General features: G+C 61.2%; 13 protein-coding genes and 1 pseudogene. 6 read left to right on the top strand and 8 right to left on the bottom strand.

Annotation, left to right across the window (positions count from 1 at the left end):
* Positions 1-37: 37 nt before the first annotated feature.
* Positions 38-949, top strand: coding sequence for a LysR family transcriptional regulator (locus AO356_RS29195; protein ID WP_053178948.1), 912 nt, complete (start codon positions 38-40; stop codon positions 947-949).
* Between the two features lie 24 nt (positions 950-973).
* Here AO356_RS29195 and AO356_RS33525 read toward each other — a convergent pair whose 3' ends face one another.
* Positions 974-1,837, bottom strand: coding sequence for a methyl-accepting chemotaxis protein (locus tag AO356_RS33525; RefSeq protein WP_409077844.1), 864 nt, complete (start codon positions 1,835-1,837; stop codon positions 974-976).
* Between the two features lie 42 nt (positions 1,838-1,879).
* Positions 1,880-2,905: pseudogene (locus AO356_RS33530) on the bottom strand (methyl-accepting chemotaxis protein); the annotation flags it as partial.
* Positions 2,906-3,335: 430 nt separating this feature from the next.
* Here AO356_RS33530 and AO356_RS29205 point away from each other — a divergent pair.
* Positions 3,336-4,493, top strand: a complete 1,158-nt coding sequence (locus AO356_RS29205) for an alpha/beta hydrolase family protein (RefSeq protein WP_060742810.1) — start codon at positions 3,336-3,338, stop codon at positions 4,491-4,493.
* An 81-nt stretch (positions 4,494-4,574) separates the two neighbouring features.
* On the opposite strand, the gene AO356_RS29210 is transcribed toward AO356_RS29205, so the two are convergent.
* The 4 genes from AO356_RS29210 to AO356_RS29225 all read right to left on the bottom strand — a co-directional run bounded on the left by AO356_RS29210 (position 4,575) and on the right by AO356_RS29225 (position 8,641).
* Complete coding sequence (locus AO356_RS29210; RefSeq protein ID WP_060742811.1) at positions 4,575-6,317, bottom strand: OPT family oligopeptide transporter; 1,743 nt, start codon at positions 6,315-6,317, stop codon at positions 4,575-4,577.
* A 316-nt stretch (positions 6,318-6,633) separates the two neighbouring features.
* On the bottom strand, positions 6,634-7,041 hold the full coding sequence (locus AO356_RS29215) for a VOC family protein (protein ID WP_060742812.1): 408 nt from the start codon (positions 7,039-7,041) through the stop codon (positions 6,634-6,636).
* A gap of 23 nt (positions 7,042-7,064) precedes the next feature.
* On the bottom strand, positions 7,065-7,490 hold the full coding sequence (locus tag AO356_RS29220; protein WP_060742813.1) for a YciI family protein: 426 nt from the start codon (positions 7,488-7,490) through the stop codon (positions 7,065-7,067).
* Between the two features lie 131 nt (positions 7,491-7,621).
* Positions 7,622-8,641, bottom strand: coding sequence for a substrate-binding domain-containing protein (locus tag AO356_RS29225; RefSeq protein ID WP_060743238.1), 1,020 nt, complete (start codon positions 8,639-8,641; stop codon positions 7,622-7,624).
* A gap of 444 nt (positions 8,642-9,085) precedes the next feature.
* On the opposite strand from AO356_RS29225, the gene AO356_RS29230 reads away from it, so the two are divergent.
* Entirely contained in the window at positions 9,086-10,336 is a 1,251-nt protein-coding gene (locus AO356_RS29230) for an MFS transporter (RefSeq protein WP_060742814.1), read from the top strand.
* 75 nt (positions 10,337-10,411) lie between these two features.
* On the opposite strand, the gene AO356_RS29235 is transcribed toward AO356_RS29230, so the two are convergent.
* Positions 10,412-12,403 (bottom strand): sigma-54 interaction domain-containing protein, encoded by a 1,992-nt coding sequence (locus AO356_RS29235; RefSeq protein WP_060742815.1) that lies wholly within the window; start codon positions 12,401-12,403, stop codon positions 10,412-10,414.
* A gap of 184 nt (positions 12,404-12,587) precedes the next feature.
* On the opposite strand from AO356_RS29235, the gene AO356_RS29240 reads away from it, so the two are divergent.
* The 3 genes from AO356_RS29240 to AO356_RS29250 all read left to right on the top strand — a co-directional run bounded on the left by AO356_RS29240 (position 12,588) and on the right by AO356_RS29250 (position 15,405).
* Positions 12,588-13,610: a Gfo/Idh/MocA family oxidoreductase gene (locus tag AO356_RS29240; protein ID WP_060742816.1), complete on the top strand. Its 1,023-nt coding sequence runs from the start codon at positions 12,588-12,590 to the stop codon at positions 13,608-13,610.
* Complete coding sequence (locus AO356_RS29245) at positions 13,607-14,398, top strand: TIM barrel protein (protein ID WP_060742817.1); 792 nt, start codon at positions 13,607-13,609, stop codon at positions 14,396-14,398. Before AO356_RS29240 ends, AO356_RS29245 begins: the two co-directional genes overlap by 4 nt.
* 80 nt (positions 14,399-14,478) lie before the next feature.
* Entirely contained in the window at positions 14,479-15,405 is a 927-nt protein-coding gene (locus AO356_RS29250; protein ID WP_060742818.1) for a sugar ABC transporter substrate-binding protein, read from the top strand.
* A 194-nt stretch (positions 15,406-15,599) separates the two neighbouring features.
* Here AO356_RS29250 and AO356_RS29255 read toward each other — a convergent pair whose 3' ends face one another.
* Positions 15,600-16,862 carry an OprD family porin gene (locus AO356_RS29255; RefSeq protein ID WP_060742819.1) on the bottom strand — a complete coding sequence of 421 codons (1,263 nt, stop codon included), beginning with the start codon at positions 16,860-16,862 and terminating at the stop codon, positions 15,600-15,602.
* Positions 16,863-16,936: the final 74 nt, after the last annotated feature.

Genomic DNA, 16,936 nt, shown 5'->3' on the forward strand with positions numbered 1-16,936 from the left:
AGGTATTTACAAAATAAATACAAGAATCGAGACCGCCATGCGCTTTAACCACCTGGATCTCAATCTCCTGGTGGCGCTGGATGTGCTACTGGAAGAGCAGAACATCACCCGCGCCGCCGAACGCCTGCACATGACCCAATCCGCCACCAGCGGCGTGCTGGGCAGGCTGCGCCTCTACTTCGAAGACGAACTGCTGGCACAGGTCGGGCGCAAGATGCAGCCCACGCCCTACGCCCGCGAACTGGCGGCACCCGTGCGCCAGGTGCTGCTGACGATCCAGTCCTCGATCACCGCCAAACCGGTGTTCGACCCCGCCACCAGCAAGCGTCATTTTCGCCTGATCACTTCGGACTATCTGATCAGCGTCCTGTTTGCCCGGGTGATCCAGAAGATCTCCCTGGAAGCCCCGCACATCACCTTCGAACTGCTCGGCCCCGGCGACACGTCCACCGAAATGCTGATGCGCGGCGAGGCCGACATGATGATCGTGCCTGAGCGCTATCTCATCGAAGGCCATCCATCGCAGCTGCTATTCGAAGAAGAGCACGTTTGCGTGGTGTGGGACGGCAACACCCAAGTGGGCGACAGCATCACCCTCGATCAATACATCGAGATGGGCCATGTCTCCGTGATTTTTGGCCGCAACCGGCAGTTGAGCGTCGAAGAATGGCTGATGAGCCAGTACGGTTTCACCCGTCGCATGGAAGTGGTGACCCACGACTTCAACACCCTCCCGCAGTTGATCGTCGGCACTCAACGCGTCGCCACCATGCTCCAGCGCATGGCCAGGCTCTACGCCAACTACCTGCCGCTGCGCATCCTGCAACCACCGGTGAAAATCCCGGTGATGCGTGAGTTCATGCTCTGGCACCGGACCATGGAGGGGGATCCGATGCACCGTTGGCTGCGGGCGAAAATCAGTCAGATCATCAACGAGCTGGAGCAGTAGTTGCTGCCGTAGCCTGGAGACGAGTCAGGTACGGAAGTGCCCGACGGCCGTCTTGAGCTCGCCGCCAACCCGTTGCAAGTCGTTCGTTGAGACTTGCAGTTGCAGGCTTTCCCTGGCGCTACCCTCCGCCACTTCGCGCACCCGCGTCATGCTCTGGCTGACTTGCTCGGCCACCACGCTCTGCTGCTCGGCGGCCGCGGCGATCTGCTGGTTCATCTGCTCGATGCGGGACACCGCCCGGGTGATCCGCGCCAGCGCCTGGGAAGCTTGCGCGGCAAGCACTACCGTTTCATCGCTTAGCGCATGACTGCCTTGCAAGCGCTCGGCGGCCTGTTGGGCCACACCGCTCAAACGAACGATCAACCCTTCGATTTCCGTGGTCGAACGCTGAGTGCGCCGTGCCAGGCCACGCACCTCATCGGCAACCACCGCGAAGCCACGCCCCTGCTCGCCCGCCCGCGCGGCCTCGATGGCGGCATTCAGCGCCAGCAGGTTGGTCTGCTCGGCCACCGCCTTGATGACATCGAGCACGCCACCAATCGCCGCGCTCTCCACCAGCAGGTTGCGCATGGCTTGCGCGCAGCCACTCATTTCCCTGGCCAGATGGTCGATCTTGCCACCCGCCTGGCGCACCAACTCATCGCCCTCGCGCGCTTGTTGATCGGCATGCGCCACCGCTTCGCTGGCCTCACCCGCGTTGCGGGCGACCTCCTGCGCCGTGGCGGCCATCTGTTGCATCGCGGTGGCGGCCAACTCGGTTTCCTGGCGTTGGTGTTCGACACCGCGACTGTTGCTCAGGGTCACTTCAGCCAGGCTGCCGGCCATGCCGTTGAGCGAGCCGACACCAAGGTCGATGCGCCCGACCAATCCACGCAGGCTGCCCAGCATGCTGCCCACGGTGCCCAACAGTTGGCCCAGCTCATCTCGACGACCACTGCCTGACGGCGGATCACTCAAGTCCCCCGCAGCCACGCGTTGGACCAACTGCACGGCCTGGCGCAGTGGCTGCACAATCAACTGGCGAATCAGCAGACTGGCACCCATGCCCAAGGCCAGTGCCAAAACAGTGATCAACCCCAAGTGGCGATCGGCATCGCGGTTATCGTCCAGCACCGCCTGCCTTTGCTGTTCATCGGCCTCGGCCAGCAACCTGCTCACCTGGTCGGTCTGTGCGTTCATCGCCGCGCTGCTTTGCGCGCTTTGCTTGCGGCTGTCGACGAACTCGACGAAGGCCTTGCGATAGTCGCCCAAGGCCCTGCTCGCCTCCTGCAGCGACTCACTTTGCTGCTCGCCAAGATCCAGCGCCTGCATGGCGGCGAGCAGGTCACTCATGCTCATTTCCCAGTCGCTGCGGTAACGCTCCTCGCCATCGAGCGAGTAGTACAGCTCGCTGTCACGCAGCTTGGCGAGCTTGTCCCGCAACGCGACCGTCTGTTCGAGCAACACCATCTGCTCGCTGCTCGGTGGCGCCCCCTGCCCCAACCGAGTGTTAAGCGCATCCAGTTGGTCGAGAAACAGCAGGGTAAAACTGTCACCAGCGGTCTGCGCCAGTGCCTGCATGCGCAATCGCGCTTCGCGAGCCCGGCGCAACGAATCGGCATAGCCGAGGAACTGCTCCAGATAGGCGCTGACGGCCGTGCGTACGCTGGCGCGCGCTGCGCTGTTGGCCGGATCATCATCGAGTTGTTGATTCAGTTTGCCGATCGTCTCGCGGACCTGGTCCAGGCGCTGCGGAGCGAGATCCAGGGCAAATGCCTTCTCGGCGATACGCGCACGCAGGATCAGTGCCTGGATCGATGACTCCTGACGCGATTGCTCACCGCGCTGCTGCAGCACACCCAGGGAACGAAAAGCCGTGAGCGCTACCCCCAGAGTCACCAGCAGCACCAGGCCGAACCCCAGCGACAGCTTGGCCCCCACCGACAGATTCGCGAGCACGCGATTCAGTACGAGCATGCCCGACTCCTCGCACGGTCGTGGAAAAACAGCCTGCCCTTGGCGCCCGGGCTGATCGTTGTGCCGCAATGGGACTCACTCATCTGCCAATACCTTGTTCTTGTTGTTTTGTACGCCCGAGGCGCCAACCAACGGCGCGGTGCAGCGCCAACTCTAGTGAGTCGTCCCCCAATGACACCAATCGCATCCTGCGTTATGAGCAATCGCAAAGTACGATGGTAGGTATCCGGATTCGCGGCTTGATCGGAGAGGAAAAACCTCCTGGGTCGACGGCGCACATACGCTCTATCTCCGTTCGCAATACCTCCCATCCCGACTCGCGATTGGCCAAACAATGGTCCTCCCCTTAGCCTGCTTCGAACCGCCAGGGCTGGCGATCTCCGCCCGGACCTGGCCGCCTGCCTTTGCTTGCACAAGGACAATCACCATCATGTTTCGCTACTTCCCGACCAACTACGTGTGGAATCTTTCCGTCGACCTGGCCATTGAAATGGGCGCCCGCATCGGCGAAATCGAGGAAATGTGCGCGCCGCTGCAAGAGGCCGCCAAGCAACCGGACGCCGCCGGCAGCAAAGCCTTTCGTGAGACCTGGGCGAACATGGCCGACAAGCTGTGCGGCCTGGCAGAAGAAGACGAAGGCAAGGGTCGAATGTTGTCTGCCGGTGAAAAATACAACCGCGCCGCCACCTACTACCTGAGCTGCGAACGCCTGCAGGCCCATGGTGCCCCTGGCCGTACGCAGCTGTACCAACGCTTTCTGCACACCTTCCAACGCGGCATCGAGCTGGCACGAGAAAACTGCGAGCGCGTTGAAATCCCTTACGAAGGCAAACACATATCCGGTCTGCTGGTCCGTGCCGAAGGCGTCAGCGGCCCAGCGCCGATTCTGGTGCAGGTCAATGGACTGGATTCCACCAAAGAAATGAAATACCGCGTCGGCCTGCCCGCCTGGCTGGCCAAACGTGGCGTGTCGTCATTGATCATCGACCAGCCCGGCACGGGCGAGGCGCTGCGCCTGCATCACCTGACGGCGCGTTTTGACAGCGAGCACTGGGCCAGTCGTGTGGTGGATTGGCTGGAGACCCGCGACGATGTCGACGCCAAACGCATTGGCCTGGAAGGTGTGTCGCTTGGCGGCTATTACTGTCCGCGCGCGGTCGCCTTCGAGCCACGCTTCGCGTGCGGTGTGGTGTGGGGCGCCAACCACGACTGGCGCGATGTACAGAAACGCCGCCTGGAGAAAGAAGGCAGCTTCCCGGTGCCGCATTACTGGTCGCACGTGGCTTGGGTCTGGGGCGCCAAGGACACCGACGAGTTCATGGCCATTGCCGAGAATGTCCATCTGGACGGTATTCTGGATCGCATCAAGGTGCCTTTTCTGGTCACCCACGGTGAAAAGGATTCGCAGATTCCACTGAAATGGGCACACCGCACCTACGAGCAGTTGGTCAACAGTCCGAAGCGCGAGCTGAAAGTCTTCACCGAACGTGAGGGTGGCGTGCAGCATTCGAGTTTCGACAACAGTATCAATGCCGGCCAGTACATCGCCGACTGGGTGGCTGAAGTGCTCGGCGGTCGCACTGCATGACAGGGGTGAAATCCAGGCTCCGGTACGCGGCCAGGGCTTGAACCTTCGGGGCGACGGCACGATTGGGCGATGGGTGTCTACTCACCCATCCCCAAGCATCTGCCACAACGACGCCCCCACTCCGGTAATGCTCTCCCCGGCAATCAACCCCGCCGCCGCGGTAATGGCGAAGCGTTCGGTGAGGCTCGGCCAGCGACAGCTCACCAGCCACGTCAGCACCGCACCGAGCGCCATCATCAAGGACACGGAGGCCGGCAGGACGAAGGCCAGGCCCAGGGCCGCCGTGCTCGGCAGGTAGCGGGCCCGATGCGCTGGCAGCAGGCTGTCGAGGATCCCCAACAACAAACCCACCAGGCCGCCGATGAAAATCGCCCAGCGAATGCTCGCTGACAATGAATCCAGACCCAGGGTCAGGGTTTGCGCCACGGCCTTCCAGGTGGCGACCGCCGGGGCCGGCCACTCTTCGGTGAGCAGCATGGTTTGCGGGTCCGGGATCAGGGCCAGATAGGCCAGCACGCCGACGATGCTACCGATGAAAATACCCAGGGTCTGGGCGATCAATTGCTTGCGCGGCGTGGCGCCAATCGCCCGGCCGACCTTGAAGTCGTTCATCAAGTCGGTGCACTGCCCGGCCGAACCACCGGCGGTGTTGGCGCTCATCAGGTTGATCGGCACCTGGCCCGGGGCGACGATGCCGAAACTCAGTTGGGACAATTGCCCGATGGCGCCGATTGGCGGAATACCCGTGGCGCCGACCACCCGGGCGGCCACCGCCGCCAGGCAGATCGCCAGGGGAATGGTCAACAAGGCCATCCACGGGTTGATACCGAACAACAGCACTTGCAGGCTGATCACCAGGATGATCGACAGTGCGAAACCGGCGGCAGGCCCAGGCTTGGGTATCGTCCAGATCGCCCCGCCGCCCGCCTTGGTGGACCGGTGCAATGCCCACAAGCGAATCGCCAGTGAGGCCAGGGTCGAACAGACCATCAGGCTCACCCCCGGCCAGAGCAACCACTCCACCAGCGCCGCGAACTGCGGGCCGCTGCTGCCGTGCGGCAACTGCACCAGGCCCTGTTCCAACAGCCACGGCGCCAACCCGCCCCACGCCAGCACAGCACCGAGCAGCAGGGTCAGGCCCACGCGAATACCGATGATCCCGCCGAACCCCACCAATAGCAGCGAAGGGTCAGCGGTAAAGGTCAGGCGCTCCAGTTGAGCGCTCGGAGACCAGCGCGGGATGGCCCACATGAAGGTGTCGACCGCCTTGACCAGCCCGGACAGCAGCGCGGCGCTGAGCAGCACCTTCAAGCGCGTCGCGGCTTCGTGGCCGTGGTTGTAGATGTGCAGCAACGTTTCCAGGGTCGCCATGCCTTCGGGAAATTTCAGCGCCTTGTCATTGAGCAGTGAAGGTCGCAGGTACCAGGCGATCCAGATCCCCAGGAAACTCACCGAAAAGACCCAGGCCACCATGGGAATGGCATCCAACTGCTGGCCGGTCAGCAGGGTGTAGGCCGGGATGGGCGCGACCAGCCCACCGGAAGTGATCGACGCCGCGGCAGAAGCCACCGTCTGGTTGATGTTGCTTTCGTGCAGGGTCCAGGGCAGTCGCCCCACTGATCGACTGGCCAAGCCTTGCCAGATGCCATAACCGATCAGCAAGGCAATGATCGACATGTTGAACGACCAACCGATCTTCAACCCGGCATAGACATTGGAGGGTGTCAGCAGGATACCGAGGACGATCCCCGTGCTGACCGCGCGCGGGCTGAGCTCGCGTTCAACTGTGGCGTTCAAGGGGAATGTGGATGAGGTTGGGTGCATGCGAAGTCCTTATCGGCACTGGGGCCACCGTCAGATTCAGACTGCCCCCCTGTGGGAGCGAGCTTGCTCGCGATGACGGTGGATCAGTAACAGGGATAGAGACTGACGCTCCGTCATCGCGAGCAAGCTCGCTCCCACAGGGTCATGTAAAGCGGCAACTCAATAAGTGAACGCAGTATTGGCGCAAGGTTCACACGATGGAGGGAAAACCTGGCAAGCGTACTCGCCAGAATCGTCAATCCATGGGCAGGAAGTGAGGCATGTCGCGAGCGCTGCCAAGGGCCAGGCGGCGCATCGCGACCAGGCAGCGTTCGACTTATTGCTGGCCCTCGCAATTGACCATCCAGGCGATTCCGAAACGGTCTTCGAACATGGCGAAGCGTTCCGCCCAGAAGGTCTTGTCCAAGGGCATCTGCACGTGACCGTCCTCACTCAAGCGCTCGAACAGCCGCTCGGCCTCCTTCACGCTGTCGACATTGAGGGAAATCGATACGCCTTGTGGTTTGCTATACGGCTGGCCCGGTGGGCAGTCGGACGCCATCAGGCTGAAATGGCCCACGGTCAGGCAGGCGTGCATGATCAGGCTGGCGTCCTTGGGCATGCCGACGTCCTCAGGTGCCTCGGCATAGGACATGGAAAACAGATCGCCGCCAAGCACGTCCTTGTAAAATGCAAAGGCTTCCTTGCAGCGGCCGTTGAAGGTCAGGTACGGGATGATTCTCATGCTGGGTTCTCCTGTCGTCGGTTTCACGATTGACCGGCCATCTGCGCCCGCAAGCGCTCCTCCTGCTCGCGCAACTCGGGGGTAAAGGACTCGCCGAACTCCTCGAGTTCGAAGATCTGGCGGATTTCGATTTCGCTGTCGCTGACCATCGGATTCGGGCAACGCTTGACCCAATCGATGGCCTCCTGCAATGACTGGACCTTGAAGATCCAGAAGCCGGCGATCAGCTCCTTGGTCTCAGCAAAGGGCCCATCGACGACAGTCCGGTTCTTGCCGGAAAACTGCACACGCACGCCTTCGGCACTGGGATGCAGGCCTTCACCGGCGAGCATCACCCCGGCCTTGACCAACTCTTCGTTGTAGGCGCCCATGGCGGCCAGCAGTTCTTCGCTGGGCATTTCTCCGGCTTCCGATTCCGGACTGGCCTTGACGATCACCAAAAATCGCATGCTCGTATCTCCTGAGAATGGCCACCCTTGTGGCGGCTCTACGGACTAATCGAATGGCAATGGTCCAAATCGACAGGTCGACGCGATTATTTTTCGATAGATCGTTGGCGGCCTGGGAGCCATGTCAACGCTCAGGGATTCCATTGGAATCGATAGATCTCTCGATAACCATTGCTTGGGTCGTACAGCAGCTTCGTCCCGCCGTCCAAAGCGATATTGTCGGCATTGACCAAGTGAACCGGTGCCACGAAGCCGCTCACCGGCTGGCCCGCCATCAGTCGATTCAATTCATCGATCACTTGCCAGCCATGCACATTGAGCGGTTCGGCCACGGTGACGGTCTGGTAGTTTTTTTCCTGTATGCGCAAGAACGCCGAAGCGCTACCGTCACCGGCAGACAACAGACTGATGCCGTCGCGGGGTATCGCGGCGCTGGCCAAGGTGGCAACCGCATAGTCGAAATAGATATCGTTGATGGCCAGTGTGTGGGTCCAACGCTTGCCATGGCGCTGAAGCAGTTCCGTGGTGATCGCCGGCATCTTCTCGCGACTTTCGGAGATCGCGACGTCGCGCACCTCCAGCAACGAGCACTCCCGACAGGCCCGAATGACGCTTTCCATGGCCTTGGCCTTCGCCATGGCGATGCTGTACCTGGAGTCGGTCAGGATCACCACACCGGCCTTTCCGTTCGACTGTGCCACTGCCGCCATGGCCGTGATGCGAGCCACTTCGAGCGGGTCGGTCGTGACATTCATGGCCATCGGCGTGCCAACAATCGGCCCGGGGCGCTCCCCGGCGTGCCAGCCCACCACCGGCACGCCCTTGTCGGCGAAGACGGCCAGCGCCGCCTTGTTTTCAAGGGCATCGGCACCGCACAGAATGAGCCCATCGGGGTTCGCCGCCAGGGCGTCGGCAAAGGCCTTTGCACGCCCGGCCGAGGATCCAGCGCCATCGAATACCCTCAGCGTCCAGCCCATCGCCTTGGCGGCCTCGCGAGCGCCCTGGGCGACGCCGACAATGCCGCCGTTGCGCATATCTTCCGCGACAATGGCGATGCTCTTGCCGCGCTGGGCGGGCGGGCCGGACTCGGGGCCGCTCCAGGGAACGGCGCCGAGGGTGGCCTTGGCCACCATTTCCTGCGCTTGAGCCACCGTCACCGTCGTGTCCGTCGCGACGGGCAGGTCCTGGGCATACCCAGGCGTTGCCGTGAAAAGACAAAGCATCGTCATTGAAACTATCCGGAGCAACCGGGACCTGGTCAAACAGCTTCGATCACCGCGTGAGATGCCGGGCCTGGAGCCTATGGCGCGATCATAATGTGACATGGCGTCTCTTTTTTTATGGATGCAGCGTTTACGTTCAGTGTCCGCAAGGATAGTCGCTCTGCTGTCATCGGCCCGAAAGGGAAATAGCAAGTTTGTAACATCCTTTCTGCCCCGGCCCCCTGATCGGTTCCGGATCGCTGAAGGCCCACCCTTGGCGCGCCCAGCCTGGATCTGGACAAGCAATCGTGCTCGACATCCATTGTTCGACGCACCACGAAGTGAGGAACCTGTCGCGCGCATAGTCTGTGAGCCACCCTGGAGGAGATGGCGATGACACACACCCGTTTTTTTGGCAAAACCGTACTGGCCTGCACGTTCATCCTGGCGATGATCGGTTGGGGAATCGGCTTCTATGGCCCGCCGATTTACATGCAGGCGGTCATTGAGCGCACGGGTTGGCCAATCGCCCAAGTCTCGGCTGCCGTGACCTTGCACTTTCTCAGCGGCACGATGGTCATCGCCAACCTGCCACGCCTTTATGCACGCTTCGGCATCCCCGCCATCACCTTGCTTGGCAGCATCGTCCTGGGCATCGGCGTGAACCTCTGGGCGCAGGCCAACCAGCCCTGGGTGCTGTATGCCGGCGCCGTCTGCTCGGGTATCGGCTGGGTGACATTGGGGGCCGCGGCCGTTAACACCCTCATCGCGCCGTGGTACGTCAAGGAAAGACCCAAGGCCTTGGGCAAGGCCTATAACGGCGCCAGCCTGGGAGGCGTGATCTTTTCGCCGCTGTGGGTGTGGCTGATCGAGCGTTTCGGCTTTGCCCCGGCGGCGGCGCTGATCAGCGTCATCGCGGTGCTGCTCATAGGCGCTTTCGCCTTCCTGGTTTTCAACAAAACCCCACAAAGCCAGGGACAACATCCCGACAATGCAGCCCCGCCGGCCCCCGTGCCAATCAGCGCCAGCCCCGCGCAGTGGACCGTCATGCAGACGCTCAGGTCGGCCAGTTTCCGCACCCTGGCAGCCGGCATGTCCTTGGGGCTGTTCGCCCAGATCGGCTTGATCGCGCACCTGTACTCGATCCTGGTGGGACGCATGGGGGCCCATGACGCCTCATTCGCCATGGGGCTGGCCACCGCCAGTGCGATAGGCGGGCGATACGTCGCCGCACGCTTGATGACCCAAGGTATGAATCGCCGACAGCTGGCTTGCCTCGGTTATACCGTCCAGATGCTGGGCACGCTGATGCTTCTGGGCCTGGACCTTCACCCGACAGTGGCCTGGATAGCCGTGGTGCTGATCGGTTCGGGCATTGGCAATGCCACCTCCTTGCCGCCGCTGATAGCACAGGCGGAGTTCAGCCGTGAACACACCGCCAGGGTGATCGCCCTGATGGTTGCGATCAGCCAGGCCACCTACGCCTTCGCCCCGGCCTTTTTTGGCCTGTTGCGCGCCGCCTTCACCGATCCGAATCACGCCATCGTCGCTGTCGTGACAGCAGCCGTCATCGTGCAGGTGCTGGCCATTTTGTCGTTCTATCGGGGCGTCTCCGTTCGCCCCTTCAAGAAAACCGTTTTCTGACTCCACTTAGCCAGGCAATGGGTTGATCGGGCGGCAAACTGACCGCCCGTTTCACCGTCAGCGTTGCGCCACCCGCTACGAACGAAACGCATCGACCTTGAGCCCAAATCGACTCATTTTGTTGTACAGCCCGCCACGTGACACATTCAACCGTTGAGCGGCCAGGCGGATATTTCCGCGCGTGTCCTTGAGGGCGGCGATGATGGCATTCATCTCATGGGTGCCCAGGTCCGGAGCCGTCCGCGGCTCAGGCACACCTACCCACGGCGATGGCCGTCCTCGCTGCCTGATTTCCAGCGCAAGATCGCTCGGTTCGATCAGTTCGGTCAGCGCCAGGTTGGTCGCTCGCTCAATGACGTTTTCCAGCTCACGGACATTGCCCGGCCAGTGATAGCCGCCAAGCATCTCCAACGCCCCTGGTGAAAGGTCCTGCATCGTCTTGCGTAGCGACCGGGCACACCGCGCAAGAAAATGCCGCGCCAGCAACGGCACATCTTCGCGGCGCATCCGCAGCGGCGGCACCGTCAGGTTCAGCACGTTGAGCCGGTAGTAAAGGTCCTCACGAAAGGCGCCCTCGGCCACCGCCTGGCTCAGGTTGCGATGGGTGGCGGCGATGATGCGAACGTTGACCCGCAGCGATTTCTTCGCCCCCACCCGTGTCACCTCGCCTTCCTGCAGGACACGCAGCAAGCTGACCTGCGCATCGAAGGACATGTCACCGATTTCGTCGAGGAAGATCGTCCCGCCATCGGCCAATTCGAACTTGCCTGCCGACCCACCGCGAGCCGATCCGGTGAAGGCGCCTTCGACATGACCGAACAGTTCGCTCTGCACCAGGTCACGGGGAATGGCCCCGCAATTGACCGCCACGAAAGGCCCGCCACTACGGTCGCTGGCATTATGGATGGCCTGGGCGAACAGTTCCTTGCCCGTGCCGCTCTCACCGAGGATCAGCGTGGTGGAATCACTGCGACTGGCAATCCGGGCCAGGTGCAGTGCATCCTGAATCGCCTGTGAGCGGCCCAGGATGGTTTCGAAGGTGTAGCTGGCCTGGGTGCCAATGATCCGCCGGGTGATTTCACGGATGCGTCGGTTCTCGCGCAACGAAACAATCCGTCCACCTTGCTCCAGCGGGCAGACCGACACCAGGCAGGCCAGATGGCTGCGGTCGTGCAGTTCAAAGGTGCAATCCAGGTCCCGTACCCCTTCCCCGCCCCCGAACAGGACCGCATCGGTCAATTCGCTCTTGCCCAGGCTCTTGAACGGACTGCCGAGCAGGTCATGCCCCACGCGGAACAATTGTCGGGCGTAATGGTTGAGCGCCTTGATGCAGCCGCGCTCATCCAATACCACCAACCCCTCGTTGAGCACTTCAAGGACGGTTTGTTGCTCCTCGAGCAAGGCTTGCAGTGTCATCTGCCTGGAGACGGCCTCGGCCGCGGCCTGGACGGTGCCCAGCGTATGGAAATGAAACCAGCCCGGCTCCGCCGTCAAGGTCAACATACCCAGCGTCCGGCCCTGGGCATCGCGGATTGGCGCGGCGGCACAATGCATGCGGCGCTGGCGCAGGCCAAGCCCGAAGTTCTCCTCGGCCAGCACATACACCAAACGGTCTTCGACGATCGCCAGACCGGTGCAATTGGTGCCCTGTATCGATTCCAGCAGTCGACTGCCTATGGGGGTGAGGTCCAGGCCACAGAAGTACAACGTGGTGCCTTCGGCATCGGTCAGGTTGATATGGCCCCTGGGGTTATAAGCGAGCAAACCGCGCATGACTTGCGCCGCCGCGGCGATCAGCAGCCGGTTGGCGGCCAGTGTCGCGGTCAGGTCGGCAGGCGCGACAAAACGGTACTCGCCGTCTTCCGGATCGAGGCCGGCATTGACGCTGCGCAACCAGGACGCCCAAATCACCCGCCGGATCCCGGCAGGACGATCAATCTCCCCCCGCAAGCACGCCCGCCAGGCCTCATCCAGCGCCGTGCTGGGTCCTTCGTTCAACGACGCAGGGCCCAGGGTGGTGAGGTAATCACGGTCTTCGGCGCTCAACGCTGCAGGTTGCTGATCCATTGTCCCGCCATATGTTCATATTTTCGACATGTCAGTATAGACATGTCATTCAAATGAACAGCAATTCAAATAAAAATCGTTAAACATCAACAAGATAACTATTGGCACAGCGCTTGCTCCCTGGATGAACAGACGAGGACATTCTTACCGCCGAGTCGTAAAAACAATAAAGGGAGTCATGTTCATGAGCACATCCAAGATCCTCCGCCTGGGCCTTATCGGCGCTGGTCGCATGGGCAGTTTTCACGGCCTGACCGCCGCCCGGCACATCCCCGGCGCGTGCCTCGCCGCCATCGCCGATCCTACCCCTGGCCAGGCCGCACGCCTGGCAGTAGAACTGGACGTACAGAAGGTCTATGCCGATCCACAGCAATTGCTGGATGACCCGGACATCGACGCCGTGCTGATTGCCGCCCCGGCACGCAGCCATGCCGAACTGGTGATCAGTGCGGCCCGGGCCGGCAAAGGGGTGTTCTGTGAAAAACCGATGGCCATCACTCTGGACGAAGCTGACCGCGCCATCGCCGCCGCTGCCGATGCACGAGTGACGCTACAAGTCGGCTTCAACCGCCGTTTTGCCAGAAGTTTCCGCACCGCTCACCTGGACGTCGTTGCCGGCCGGATCGGTACGCCACAGCTGCTGCGCTCGCTGACCCGCGACCCGGCGCTGAACAACCCGGCCGCGTCGCCGCAATGGGTGATCTTCCTGGAAACCCTGATCCATGACTTCGATACCCTGCGCTACCTGAATCCGGGTGCCGAGGCGGTTGAGGTCTTTGTGATGGCCGATGCCCTGATCGCCCCCGCCTACAAGGACAAGGGCTTTCTCGACACCGCGGTGGTCACCATCCGTTTCGACAATGGTGCCATCGCCACGGCCGAGGCCAACTTCCAGGCCGTGTATGGCTACGATGTCCGCGGCGAAGTGTTCGGCAGCGCTGGCATGCTGACCATGGGCAACGTCAACGACTCTGACTTGCTGCGGTACCTGGCCAATGGGGTCCAGGCCGACACCCAGCGCATGGACACCGACTTGCTGCGGGATGCCTATGTGGCCGAGCTCAACCACTTCGCCAACTGCGTTCGCAGCGGAGAAAAACCCTTGGCCAGCGGTGAAGACGCGCGTGCGGCACTGGCCATCGCCCGCGCCTGTATCGAGTCCTTCCAACAGGGCAAGACGGTGCGTGTGCAGGGAGCGCTTTCATGAGTTTCATACCGTTCAAACTGGCAGTCAGCGCCGAGATGGTTTTCATCGACCTGCCCTTCATCGAACGGGTCAAACGCATCCATGCGTTGGGCTTCAGCGTCGAGATATGGAACTGGGCGAGCAAAGACATCCAAGCCCTCGCCGCGACCGGCGCGGACTTCACCTCCATGACCGGCTACCTCTCGGGCAACCTGACCGATCCCGAGGCGATCCGGCAGCTGCTCGACAGCGCCCAGGAGTCCTTGGCCGTCGCCGCTCAATTGGGTTGCCCGAGCCTGAACCTGCACGGCACCGGCCTGGATGCTCAGGGCTTGCCGGTCAAACCCGTGGCCCAGGCCACCGGCCGCATGTGGTTGAGCGCCTGCAAGACGCTGGAAAAAATCGCCCGCCTGGGCGAAGACGCGGGTCGGGTATTCCTGCTGGAAAACCTCAATACCGAAGTCGACCACCCCGGCACGCCGTTCGCCCGCGCTGACGATACCCTGGCGCTGATCGAAGCCGTGGGCAGCCCGCACCTGAAGATGAACCTGGACCTCTATCACGCGCAGATCGGCGAAGGAAACCTGATCGAACTGATCCAGCGCGCCGGCAACGCCATCGGCGAAATCCAGGTCGCCGACGTCCCCGGGCGCATGGAGCCCGGCACCGGTGAAATCCACTATCCCGCCATTGCCAGGGCCCTGTTCGGCATGGGATACAGCGGTGTCGTCGGTCTCGAAGGCTGGGCCAGCGGTGACAGCGAGGTCGCGCTTGAGCGTTTCCGGCAGGCCTTCACGCTTGATGGATAAAGCCGCGCCGAATTCAAAACGTGCGGCAGATTTTCATCTCCTGGTGACGTACAACCCATAACAACAAAAGGAAAATCATCATGCGTCGTTGCACACTGCTTTTCGCCACCCTGCTGTTGCTGTTCAGCCAATGGGCCGCCGCCGAATACCGCATCGGCGTCAGCATCGCCAGGGTCGACGACAACTTCATGACCTATGTGCGTAACGGCCTGGACGAGGCCGCGAAAAAGGAAAACGTGCAGATCCAGTTCGAGGACGCCCAAGGCGATGTGGTGCGCCAACTCAACCAGGTCCAAGGTTTTATCAACCAGAAAGTGGATGCGGTCATTGTCCTGCCGGTAGACACCTCCGCCACGGCCAACATTACCCGCGCCGCGGTCGAAGCGAAGACGCCACTGGTCTACGTCAACCGTCACCCGGACGAGCGCACCTTGCCCAAAGGCGTCGTTACGGTGGCGTCCAATGACATTGAGGCCGGACAACTGCAGATGCGCTACCTGGCCGAAAAGCTCGGAGGCAAGGGCAATCTGGCGATCATCATGGGCGACCTGGCGCAAAACGCCACCCACGACCGCACCGAAGGCGTCAAACAGGTGCTCAAGGACTATCCCGGTATCAAGATCGTCGAGCAGCAAAGTGCCGAGTGGCAGCGCAACAAAGGGATGGACCTGACCAGCAACTGGTTGCTGGCCGGCAGTCGGTTTGACGCCATCGTCGCCAACAACGACGAGATGGCTATCGGTGCGGCCATGGCCTTGCAGCAGGCCGGCAAAGCCAAGGGCGAGGTCGCAATCGTCGGTATCGACGGCCTGCCCGACGGCCTGGCGGCGATCAAGCGCGGGATGCTGGTCGCCTCGGTGTTCCAGGACCCCAAGGCCCAGGCGACCAGCGCGGTACAGGCAGCACTCAAGATGATCAAGGGAGAGCCGGTGGAAACGGACGTCTGGGTGCCCTTTCAGTTGATCAAACCTGAGCAGTTGGCGGTGTTTGAACAACATTACAAATAGCCTCAGGCGTTAAACAATAACGCCGCTGTCCCGACCAGGGATCAGCGGCGTTTGTCGTTGTATGAACCGATTGCAACAGCTGCGGGATGAACCTCTTGTTGTGCGCATCAAAGCCGCTGAACGCGACGATAAAAGCCAGGCATCTCAGAAAGAACCAATGAAGAAGCCGACTGAGAAAAACGCCCAATGCTCGACTAGAAGTTCAGCGTATAACGAACAATGAGGCGGTTTTCGTTTGCGCTGTCGGCGTAGGTCGAGCGATTGGTCGAGTTTCTCCACTGCACGGCGACACCTTTCGCCGGGCCGCCTTGCACAACGTAAGTAAGGTCAGTCACACGCTCCCACTCTTTCCCCTCTTCGTCTTCCGCTCTCAACGCAGCCGCCTGGCGTGTCGTCAGCACCGTTGGGTCAACATCTTGGCCGCTCACATACTTGAGGCCGAGGGTAAGTCCGGGAACGCCAACGGCTACGAAGTCGAAGTCATAGCGCGCGAACCAGATACGTTCATTGGGCGCTGTAAATGTGCTCGCGAGCGACTCAGCGAACAGATAGGTGTCCGTTCCATTAACAAAGGCGAACGGGGTGTCGCCCCATGCTTTCTGATACCCACCGCCTAAGGTATGACCTTGAAGGCTGTAAGCGAAGTAGCTACTCAGTGTCCGATTGTCCACCTCCCCTAAGTTCTTATCTCCGGCTTCTTTCGCATCGAACAGGCGAATGTCTGCGATAACGCTACCGCGAGTGATGGGTTGGTTCAGCTTCATGCCAAAGAAGTTCGACCGATATAGATCCTCAAGCTGTGCGGCATGCGCACTGAGCGTCAGCGTGGGTAGAGCCTTATAGTCGAACGCAAGATAGTTGAAGTGATCGGCTTCAATAGCCCGATAGCCAAATGTGGTTAGAGACTCGAAGTCTGTGGAGTTACGCTGCCTGACGGCATTGACTCTTATCGCCGTAATGGAGAGTGGATCCAGGTCATTGGATACCAGCATGCCGCCGCGAAACACTTGCGGCAGCAGCCTGCTGTTGTTGCTCCATAGCAGGGGCATCAGCGGGCTGAGCCCGCCTATTTTCATTTCACTTCGCCCCATACGCGCTTTCGCGGTCAAGGTCATCTTTGCGTATTCGTCTTCGACGTTCCGCTGGGAATCGTAGGCGAGGAGTCCAGAACCCGTTCGATCCGAACTCGAGTCCAGCTTCACACCTAGAAGGCCTTGGGCATCGATACCGAAGCCAACCCGGCCTTCAGTGAAGCCTGACTGCAGATTAAGAATGAAACCTTGAGCCCATTCATCCCGCTTCGATTGAGTTGCCCCGTCGTTTCGGTAATCGCGGTTGTAGTAAAAATTACGGAGTTCCAGACTTCCTTTTGCATCCTTTACGATATCGGCGTATGCGACGGATGCAGGGGAAGCAATAGCTAAAACCAACCACAGTTTATTGTTTTTGTTCGACATTGTGGGCGCCCTTTGTTTTTGTAGTGTGCATGAGTGCTCACTGCTTGATGGGTGGCAGCGTGTGAGTTGGATGC

Source organism: Pseudomonas fluorescens (assembly GCF_001307275.1).
Taxonomy (GTDB): domain Bacteria; phylum Pseudomonadota; class Gammaproteobacteria; order Pseudomonadales; family Pseudomonadaceae; genus Aquipseudomonas; species Aquipseudomonas fluorescens_AA.